The 9,476-nt window shown below is 69.5% G+C and carries 10 protein-coding genes and 1 tRNA gene; 6 read left to right on the plus strand and 5 right to left on the minus strand.

Features of this window, described 5'->3' with window-relative positions; translation table 11 throughout:
- Positions 1–297: 297 nt before the first annotated feature.
- On the minus strand, positions 298–1,587 hold the full coding sequence (locus ACILRF_RS11775) for a mechanosensitive ion channel (RefSeq protein ID WP_395673094.1): 1,290 nt from the start codon (positions 1,585–1,587) through the stop codon (positions 298–300).
- A 122-nt stretch (positions 1,588–1,709) separates the two neighbouring features.
- Here ACILRF_RS11775 and ACILRF_RS11780 point away from each other — a divergent pair, with 122 nt between their 5' ends.
- Together ACILRF_RS11780 and purU are read left to right on the plus strand one after the other, a co-directional pair.
- Positions 1,710–2,153, plus strand: coding sequence for a type II 3-dehydroquinate dehydratase (locus ACILRF_RS11780; RefSeq protein ID WP_395673096.1), 444 nt, complete (start codon positions 1,710–1,712; stop codon positions 2,151–2,153).
- Positions 2,150–2,995 carry a formyltetrahydrofolate deformylase gene (gene purU / locus ACILRF_RS11785; RefSeq protein WP_395673098.1) on the plus strand — a complete coding sequence of 282 codons (846 nt, stop codon included), beginning with the start codon at positions 2,150–2,152 and terminating at the stop codon, positions 2,993–2,995. The genes ACILRF_RS11780 and purU overlap by 4 nt, the downstream gene beginning before the upstream one ends.
- Positions 2,996–3,026: 31 nt before the next feature.
- On the opposite strand, the gene ACILRF_RS11790 is transcribed toward purU, so the two are convergent.
- The 3 genes from ACILRF_RS11790 to ACILRF_RS11800 all read right to left on the minus strand — a co-directional run bounded on the left by ACILRF_RS11790 (position 3,027) and on the right by ACILRF_RS11800 (position 5,106).
- Positions 3,027–4,121 carry a Rieske 2Fe-2S domain-containing protein gene (locus ACILRF_RS11790; protein WP_395673112.1) on the minus strand — a complete coding sequence of 365 codons (1,095 nt, stop codon included), beginning with the start codon at positions 4,119–4,121 and terminating at the stop codon, positions 3,027–3,029.
- A gap of 86 nt (positions 4,122–4,207) precedes the next feature.
- Positions 4,208–4,294 (minus strand) — tRNA-Leu (locus tag ACILRF_RS11795).
- A gap of 44 nt (positions 4,295–4,338) precedes the next feature.
- Positions 4,339–5,106 (minus strand): competence/damage-inducible protein A, encoded by a 768-nt coding sequence (locus ACILRF_RS11800; protein ID WP_395673100.1) that lies wholly within the window; start codon positions 5,104–5,106, stop codon positions 4,339–4,341.
- Between the two features lie 44 nt (positions 5,107–5,150).
- Between ACILRF_RS11800 and sfsA the strand changes: the two genes are divergently transcribed.
- Genes sfsA through map form a run of 4 tightly spaced genes read left to right on the plus strand, consistent with a single transcriptional unit; the run spans position 5,151 to position 8,357 of the window.
- Entirely contained in the window at positions 5,151–5,843 is a 693-nt protein-coding gene (gene sfsA / locus ACILRF_RS11805) for a DNA/RNA nuclease SfsA (protein WP_395673102.1), read from the plus strand.
- Positions 5,844–5,876: 33 nt separating this feature from the next.
- Positions 5,877–7,058 (plus strand): MFS transporter, encoded by a 1,182-nt coding sequence (locus ACILRF_RS11810; protein ID WP_395673104.1) that lies wholly within the window; start codon positions 5,877–5,879, stop codon positions 7,056–7,058.
- Positions 7,059–7,108: 50 nt separating this feature from the next.
- The gene (locus tag ACILRF_RS11815; RefSeq protein WP_395673106.1) at positions 7,109–7,501 is read left to right on the plus strand and encodes a hypothetical protein; all 393 of its coding nucleotides are present in this window, start codon (positions 7,109–7,111) and stop codon (positions 7,499–7,501) included.
- Between the two features lie 37 nt (positions 7,502–7,538).
- Positions 7,539–8,357, plus strand: coding sequence for a type I methionyl aminopeptidase (gene map, locus ACILRF_RS11820; protein WP_395673108.1), 819 nt, complete (start codon positions 7,539–7,541; stop codon positions 8,355–8,357).
- Between the two features lie 78 nt (positions 8,358–8,435).
- On the opposite strand, the gene ACILRF_RS11825 is transcribed toward map, so the two are convergent.
- Positions 8,436–9,476: TonB-dependent receptor domain-containing protein (locus ACILRF_RS11825; RefSeq protein WP_395673110.1), on the minus strand; the 1,041-nt coding region annotated here is incomplete at its 5' end.

Consider the following 9,476-nt stretch of genomic DNA (forward strand, 5'->3'; position numbering starts at 1 on the left):
AGCGTTCTGAGCCGGCTGGGCGAGCGCGGCCGTCGCGGCCCCGCAGAGCAGCGTCGCCAGAAGAGCGGTGTGGACAGCGACGCGGCGCGAGTAGGTGGTCATCCCCGGTTCCCTTTGTGGGTCTTGAACGAGGAGCCGATTAGACCGCTAAATTCTATCTGATAAGTGGGATTTGATAAACGCGGGTTGAGGTTTTCTGAGGTCAAGCCCGCGTCGCTGCGAATTGTGGAGGTTTTTTAGCGGGTTGTGTCGCCCACCTCCTCGTCCCCCCGCAAAGCGAGCCGGGGAAAGAGGACCCTAGAGCTTCGGCGTGCGGGGCGGCGGGCGAACGTGGGTGCGGCGGACCGGGGGCTTTGGGCGGTTCTCGACCTGCCTGGTCCAGCGCTCCAGCAGGCGGCCGGCGGCGTCGCGGCCGCCGATGCCGAAGGCCAGGGCCGCGGCCACCGCCGCCGAGCCCAGCACCAGGCCAAAGGCGAGGATGACGATCTCGTTGGCGATGCCCATGAACTGGAGGCCCATGGCGGTGGCGAGGGCGATGGTCGCCCAGCGCACGATGGTCGAGGCGAAGCTGTCGGCGCCGTCGGTCGAGCGGTCGATGAGGTCGGCGAGGAAATTGCCGATCAGCACGCCGATGGTGATGATCACCCCGCCGAACAGCACGTGGCCGGCGAGCTCGAGCACCTCGGTCAGCATGACCGCGATGGCGGCGAAGGCGAGCAGGCGGGCGGCCTCGACCGCCGAGAACAGCATGATCGCCACCAGGGCGAGGCGGGCGACGACCACCGACGGGGTGATGCCGCCGGCCGGCGGGGCCTCCGGCGTCTGGGCCGGATCGGTCGCCGACGGGCCGCCGACGCCCAGCGCCTGGAGGCTGCGGTCGAAGCCCAGCGAGGGCAGGAGCTGTTCGATCAGACCGGCCACCCAGCGGCCGATCAGATAGGCGATGGCCAGGACGATGGCCGCCGCGATCAGCCGCGGCAGGGCGTCGAGGACGGTGGAGAGCACCGCCACCGCCGGCTCGGAGATGGCGCTGACACCGAGCTGCTGGAGGGCGGCGATGGTCACCGGGATGATGATCAGGACGAAGACCAGGGTGCCGAAGGTGCGCGCCAGGCCCGAGGCGCCGGTCAGGCGGGCGAGACCCGCCCGCTCCAGCCAGCCGTCGACGTGGGCGACGTTCAGCGCCGCTTCCACCACCCGCCGCGCCAGGGTGGCGACCACCAGGCCGACGAAGAAGATCACCACCGCGCCGATCAGGTTCGGCAGGAAGGCCATCACCTCGACCAGCAGGCCGTTCAGCGGCGTGACGATCTCGGTCAGGCCGAGCGCCGACAGGGCTCCCACGACGCCGATCAGCAGCACCAGCCAGTAGCCGAGCTGGCCGAGCTGGTAGCCGATGGTCTGCTTCGGGCCGACCCCCTCGTTGTGGCGCTTCATCCCCGGCAGCCGGTCGACGGCGCGGGCCAGGCCCCACTGCACCGCCTTGGCCACGAAGTGGGCGACCACCAGGATCGCCACGGCGGCGAGCACGGCCGGGCCCCAGTCGTAGGCCAGGGCGCTGATATAGGTATAGTCGAGCGTCGGCATGGTTCCCTCGGGTGCAGGCTCTCCAACCTTAACGATTGAGCGCCGAATCCGTTTGTGTCGCGCAGGATGACATCCCTGCGGCGGATCGGGTATGGCACCGTCACCTGGAGGGGGACCCGACCATGGCGGCGACCGTCTACATCCTGAACGGCCCGAACCTGAACCTGCTGGGCCAGCGCGAGCCGGAGATCTATGGCCGCGACACCCTGGCCGACGTCGAGGCGCGTTGCCGCCGGATCGCCGAGCGCGCGGGGCTGGAGCTGGTGTTCCGGCAGTCGAACGCCGAGCACGAGCTGGTGGACTGGATCCAGGAGGGCCGCAAGTCGGCCGGCCTGATCATCAACGGGGCAGGCTTCTCCTACCACTCGGTGGCGATCCTCGACGCGCTCAAGACCTGCGAGTGCCCGGTGATCGAGGTCCACATCTCCAACATCCACCGGCGGGACGAGGACTGGCGAGCCGACTCGCTGCTGACGGCCGCCACCAAGGGAATGATCACCGGCCTGGGCGTGCATGGGTACGAGCTGGCGCTCGCCCACATCGTCCGGCTGACGGAAGACCAATGATCCTCACGCTTTCCTGCCCGGACCGTACCGGGATCGTCGCCCGCGTCGCCGCACTGCTCTACGAGCGGGGGGCCAACATCCTGGACGCCCAGCAGTTCGACGACGCCGAGACTGGCCGCTTCTTCATGCGCGTGGTCTTCGACCTCGGAGAAGGCGACAGTCCGGACGCGCTGCGCGACGCCTTCGCCGAGTTGGCGGGCGCCCTGTCGATGGACTGGACCCTGCGCGACAGGAACCAGAAGCGGCGGGTGATGATCCTCGCCTCGCAGACCGATCACTGCCTGGCCGACCTGATCTGGCGCTGGCGCCAGGGCGAGCTGAAGATGGACATCTCGGCGGTGGTCTCGAACCACCCGGCCAGCACCTTCCCGCACACCGACCTGAAGGGCATTCCCTTCCACCACCTGCCTGTGACGCCGGAGACCAAGGCGCAGCAGGAAGCTCAGCTCTTCGCCCTGATCGAGGAGACGAGGACCGACCTCGTCATCCTCGCCCGCTACATGCAGGTGTTGTCGGACGAGCTGGCGCAGAAGCTGGAAGGCCGTTGCATCAACATCCACCACTCGTTCCTGCCCGGCTTCAAGGGGGCGCGGCCTTATCACCAGGCGCACACCCGCGGGGTGAAGCTGATCGGGGCGACGGCGCACTTCGTCACCGGCGACCTCGACGAGGGGCCGATCATCGAGCAGGACGTGGAGCGGATCAGCCACCGCGACCAGCCGCGCGACCTGATCCGCAAGGGCCGCGACATCGAGCGCCGGGTGCTGGCCCGGGCGGTGCGCTGGACGCTGGAGGACCGCGTGCTGCCGAACGGCAGGAAGACGGTGGTGTTCACGGACTAGGGGTTCACACCCCGGCCATGACCCCGAAAGGTCAGGCCCCCTGCTCCTCGCGAATCGCCTTGTCGATCAGCATGCGGGAGCGGACGCCGCCGGCGTCGATGTTGAGTTTCAGCAGGCGGCGGTCGGGATGGCGCAGCAGGTTCTGCTGCTGGCGCTCCAGCATCTCCAGGTCCTCGGAGAAGATCTTCCCCTGCCCTTCGCGGATGGTGTCGGTCAGGGCCGCGTCGTCGGCGGCGAAGTTGCGGGCCATGCCCCAGAAGTACCAATGCGAGGTCTCGGTCTCCGGGGTGATGAAGTCGACGACGATGCTCGACGCCTTGACGGAACGGTCGGCCGCGTAGCCGCCCTGGCCGGTCAGGGCCACGCCGACCTCGATCATCACGTGGCTGGGCAGGTTGAAGCGGCAGATCTGCCAGCGGTCGACCACGGAGTCCTCCGGCAGGCCGGCGCCGCGCAGGCCCATGCGCCAGAATGGCGGCGCGGAGACGCCCTCCATGAACCGACGGGTGATCACCTCCTCGCCCTCGACGAGGGTCTCGACCGGGGCCTCGTCGATCTCCTTCTGCCCGATGCTGCCGGCGTGGACGTAGGTCTCGTGCGTCAGGTCCATCAGGTTATCGACCATCAGCCGGTAGTCGCACTGGATGTGATAGAGCCCGCCGCCATAGGCCCAGTCCGGGCTCTCGGCCCAGGGCAGGTGGTGCAGCTTGGCGGGGTCGGCGCGCTCGGGATCGCCCGGCCAGATCCAGACGAAGCCGTAGCGCTCGATCGTCGGAAAGCGGCGGATCGTCGGGAAGCGGTCGACCCGCTGTTCGGGCATCGAGACCGTGCGGCCCTCGCAGCCCATGACCAGGCCGTGGTAGCCGCAGACCAGATGGCCGTCGCGCACGAAGCCGAGCGACAGCGGCGCGCCGCGGTGCGGGCAGAAGTCCTCAAGCGCCGCCACCCGGCCCTCGCCGTCGCGGTAGAAGACGACTCGTTCGCCGCAGATCTGGCGGCCCAGCGGCTTGGCGCCCTCGCCCACCGCCAACTCCGCCGAGGTGCAGGCGACGTACCAGGCGTTTTGCGGCCAGGTGTTCTGTGGCCCGGTGGTCTGGGGCTGGGTGCGCGCCTCGGCTTGCTGGATCACGTCCAACCTCCCTTGGTTAGTACGTGCAGCCTATTATTTCTGCCGACAGACTTGCAAGGCGGGCGGCACGATTTCGGGAGGATTGGTGCGGACGGCGGGGGTCGAACCCGCACTCCCTTTCGGGCTGCAGATTTTAAGTCTGCTGCGTCTACCAGTTTCGCCACGTCCGCATCGCCGCGTTGATGCCACAGCCCCGCCCGATGCGCGAGGCGGCTCAGGCCGCCGGATCGATCTCGACGATGTGGGTGACGCCGGCCTCGCGCAGGGCGGCGATCAGTTCGGCGACGGTGGCGGCGACTTCTTCAGCGTCGCGGCCGCGCAGGACGAGATTGGAGCCGAAACCGTCAGGGCCGAAGAACGGATAACTGCCAAGCGACATCTGCGGATGGGCCTTGGCGACGGCTTCCAGCGGTGCGGCGATGGTCCCCTCGCCCGACTGCTCGACCCGCACCGTCCGGGCGATGGTCGGCCGGCCGCCGCGCAGCCGCGGGCCGACGTCCTCCAGCATGCCGCGCATGATCGCCGGCACGCCGGCCAGGACGAAGACGTTGCCGATGGTGAAGCCGGGCGGCCCCTGGACCGGGTTCTTCACGAGGTCGGCGCCGACCGGCACCCGGGTCATGCGCCGCCGGGCGGCGTTCAGCTCGACGCCCCAGCGAGCCTCCATCAGGGCCAGGATCTCCGGGTGCTCGTAGAGTTCGAGGCCGAAGGCGGCGGCCACCGCGTCGGCGGTGATGTCGTCGTGGGTCGGCCCGATGCCGCCGGTGGTGATCACATAGTCGTAGCGCGACCGCAGGGCGTTCAGCGCCTCCACGATCTCGTCCTGAACGTCCGGCACGGTGCGCGCTTCGGCAAGGTCGACCCCCAGCACGCCCAGGTAGCGGGCGATGTCGCGCAGGTTCGTGTCCTGGGTCCTGCCGGACAGGATCTCGTCGCCGATGATCAGCACCGCCGCGGTCACCCGATCGTCGACGTCCGCCATATTCGCTCCTTCCAGGCCTGCCGCGCCGAGCGCTAGAGAGGGGCGTGCAGTTCCCCTCGCCCCTTCGCCGCGCGACTCTCGTCCAACGATATAAGCGCTTCTTCGCCGACGTGGTGACCGAAGACGGCGAGGCGATCACCGCCCACTGCCCGAACCCCGGTGCGATGCTGGGCCTTAACGCGCCGGGCTTGGCCTGCTGGCTGTCGCGCTCGGACGATCCGAAACGCAAGCTGGCCCACACCCTGGAACTGGTCGAGGTCGATGGCGGCCTGGTCGGCATCAACACCCTGCACCCCAATCGCATCGTCGCCGAGGCGTTGGCGGCGGACGCCATCCCGGAGGTGGCGGGCTATGCTGTCCATCGGCGCGAGGTGCGGTACGGCGAGGCGTCGCGGGTGGATTTCCTGCTGGAGGCGCCGGACCGGCCGCGATGCTGGCTGGAGATCAAGAATGTCCACCTGATGCGCGAGGCCGGGCTGGCGGAGTTCCCGGACTGCGTGGCGGCGCGTTCGACGCGGCATCTGCGCGAGTTGGCGGCGATGGCTGAGGCCGGCGACCGGGCGGTGGCCCTGTTCGTCGTCCAGCGGACCGACTGCCACCGCTTTGCGCCGGCGGCCGATTGCGATCCGAAGTTCGCCGCCGCCCTGGCCGAGGTGCAGGCGCAGGGCGTCGAGGTGCTGGTCTACGGCTGCGACATCGACGTGGGCGGCGTGAAGCTGGGCCGACGCCTCGGCTAGACACCGTCGTCGAAGCTGCGCCATAGCGGCCGGATGAGCAAAACCGCCATTCCCCGCACGGTCTGGGTCCTCGGCTTCGTGAGTCTGCTGATGGACGTCTCGTCGGAGACCATCCAGACGCTGCTGCCGGTGTTCATGGTCGCGGCGCTGGGCGCGTCGGCGACGCTGATCGGGGCGGTCGAGGGGTTCGCCGTCGTCGTGGCGACGGCGGTGAAGTTCCTGGCCGGCTATGTCAGCGACCGGACGGCGCGGCCGAAGTGGCTTGCGGTGGTCGGCTACGGGCTGGCGGCGGTCTCCAAATTGATCTTCCCCCTCGCGACCGGCGTCGGCGGCGTGGTGGCGGCCAAGGGCCTGGATAGGGTCGGCAAGGGTATCCGCTCCGCGCCGCGCGACGCGCTGATGGCGGCCGTGACGCCGGCCGAGATCCGCGGCCGCGCGTTCGGCCTGCGCAAGTCTCTGGACACGGTGGGCGGCTTCGTCGGACCGCTGCTGGCCATCGGGCTGATGGCGCTGTTCGCCGGCGACGTGCGGCAGGTGTTCTGGGTGGCGGCGATCCCGGCGTTCGCGGCCGTGGTCCTGCTGGCCATCGGCACGGCCGACCCGCCGGCCTCGGACGCGTCGGCCAAGCGGCCGCCGGACCTGAAGGGCGCGGTGGGTCTGAACGCGGCGACCTGGGCCGTGATCGGCATCGCGGCCCTGGTCGGGGCGGCGCGGTTCAGCGAGGCGTTCCTGGTGCTGAAGGGCCTCGAGGCGGGGATATCGGCGACCTTCTCGCCTTTGGCCATCGTCGTCCTGCACCTGGTGTTCGGCCTCGCCGCCTTCCCCGTCGGGGTGCTGTCGGACAGGGTCGGGCGGCGGGGAATGCTCGTGCTGAGCCTCGTGATGTTGGCCGGCGCCGACCTGATTCTTGGCCTCAGCGACGGGATCGCCCTCTACTTGGTCGGCGTGGCCGTTTGGGGCCTGCACATGGGCTTTTCGGCCGGCCTGCTGACCACCCTGATCGCCGACGTTGCGCCGCCGCATTTGCGCGGCTCGGCCTTCGGGGTGTTCGCGCTGATCTCCGGCCTGGTGGCGGCGGCGGGGAACCTCGTCGCCGGCCTGCTCTGGGACGGGGTTGGGCCGCAGGCGACGTTCCTGGCCGGCGCGGCGCTTAGCCTGGCCTGCGCGGCGGCGCTGGCGGTGTGGGCGCTGCGGCCGCCAGCCACGTGCCCGTGATCCGGGATCGCTGAGCGGGTTTGCGTGTTTGCCTGCTGGAGACACGCAACATGACCAAGCCCGTCCGCGCTCTTACCCTCGCCCTGATGATCGCCGGGTCGGCCGTCGCGGCGCCCGCCACGGCCGCACCCGCCGAGGCGCCGCCGGTCGGCGTCGTCGGCTTGTGCGTGCGCTGGGGCGTCGATCCCTTGCGGATCGCCGATGCGATCGTCATCGAATCGTCGGGCAATCTGGAGGTCGACGCCCTGGCCAGCGCCGCGGTGCGCAGCGCGGCTATTCCCAAGCCCGAAGACGACACCGGCGGCTGGCGGGCGCTGAGCATGGGCTTCGGCGGGGTCGAACCGCCGGCCTCGCCGCCGGACTGCGGCTCGCTGCGCGACGCCTCCGACGAGCCGGCGACGCCCGCCCCGGCCCCGGCCCCGGAAGGCCTTATGGCCACGTGACGTTGAAACTGCCTGCCCGGCTTGCGACATAGGGCGGATGACCGACACCCTCGACGCCGACCACCGCACCGGCCAGATCAAGATCCACACGCCCGAGGACTTCGCGGGCATGCGGCGAGCGGGCCGGCTGGCGGCCGAGTGCCTGGACATGCTGGTTCCGCATGTGGTTCCCGGGGTGGTCACCGAGAAGCTCGACGAGCTGGCCCGCGAATTCATCCTGGACCACCAGGCGATCCCCGCCTGCCTGGGCTATCGCGGCTATACCAAGACGACCTGCATCAGCCCCAACCACATCGTCTGCCACGGTATTCCGGGCGAGCGGGTGCTGCGCGAGGGCGACATCGTCAATATCGACGTCACCGTCATCGTCGACGGCTGGCATGGCGACACCAGCCGGATGTACGGCGTCGGCGCCGTCTCGCCGCGCGCCAAGCGGCTGGTCGACGTGACCTATGAGTCCCTGGCGCTCGGCCTGGCCGCCGTGAAGCCCGGCGCGCGGACCGGGGACATCGGCCACGCGATCCAGGCCTATGTCGAGGCCCAGCGCTGTTCCGTGGTGCGGGACTTCTGCGGCCATGGCCTCGGCCGGGTGTTCCACGACGCGCCGAACATCCTGCACTACGGCCAGCCGGGCACAGGCGAGCTGCTGCGGCCGGGCATGTTCTTCACTGTCGAGCCAATGGTGAACCTCGGAAAATATGGCGTGAAGCTGCTGTCGGACGGTTGGACGGCGGTGACCCGCGACAAGTCGCTCTCGGCCCAGTGCGAGCATTCGGTCGGGGTGACGGAGACTGGCGTGGAGATCTTCACCGCCTCGCCCGCCGGCCTGTTCCAGCCGCCGATCCAGACGGCTTAAGCGCCGCGAAGAAAAAGGCCCGGCCGCCGAAGCGACCGGGCCGAATTTTTCTCTCAGCCCTGGATCTGGGCCTTCGGCCTAGAACTTGGCGTTCAGGCGCACGTACCAGAAGCCGCCGTTGTAGCCGAACGGCGAGGAGTCGACGTAGCGCTGGCCGCTAACCGTCGCCTGGGTGGGCTCGAACCAGTTCGAGACCGGGGTCCCGGCCGGCTGCGGCGGATAGGCGTTGCGGGCCCGGATGTTCAGGTCCGGCTTGTTGTCGAACAGGTTCTCGACGCCCAGCGCGACCGTGATGTTGTCAGTCGCCTCGTAGCGGGCTTCCAGGTCGGCCACGAACTCGGAGCCGATCTTGAGCGGGCCGCCGTCAGCCGGCAGCACCCAGCTGGTGAAGCTGCCGTAGTAGTAGCCGCGGGCGGTGACGCCGAACCGGCCCATCGACCAGTTCTCCGTCAGGGTCGCACGCCACTTGGGCAGCAGCTCCTCGAGGTTGTTCTTGCGGATGTCGTCGACGACGCCAGCGGCCCGGCTCAGGACCTTGGTCGCGTTGTAGTTGACGGCCAGGATGGTGTTGAACGAGCCGTAGCCGGTCTCCATCCGGTGGCTGCCGGTGATGTCGACGCCCTGGGTGCGGGTCTCGAAGCCGTTGGTGAAGAAGGCGAAGCGTCCGAGGGTCGCATAGTTGGTGACCCCCGCGAGACGCAGGATCTCGCGCTGCGCCGCGGTGGTGACGTTGATCGGCGTCGTCAGGCCGATCCGGTCCTCGACCTTGATGTTGTAGTAGTCGACGGTGAGGTTGAAGCCGCCGCCGGGCGTGAAGACCACGCCGGCCGACAGGTTGGTCGACTTCTCCGGCGTCAGCGCCTTGCCGCCGAAGGCCAGCGCCGCCGGGTGGTCGCCGGGCAGGGTCAGACTGTCGAGCGGGGTGACGCCGATGAAGGTCGTGCCGCCGGACATGCTGTAGAGCTGGCCGGGCGTCGGGGCGCGGAAGCCGGTGCTGACGCCGCCGCGAACGGCGAAGGCCGGGCTGAACTCGTAGCGGCCCGAGAGCTTCCAGTTGGTGGTCGAGCCGAAGTCGGAGAAGTGCTCGTAGCGCAGGGCGGCGGCGAGCGTCAGGTTCTC

The sequence above is a fragment of the Phenylobacterium sp. genome, from assembly GCF_044236515.1.
Taxonomy (GTDB): Bacteria; Pseudomonadota; Alphaproteobacteria; order Caulobacterales; family Caulobacteraceae; genus Phenylobacterium.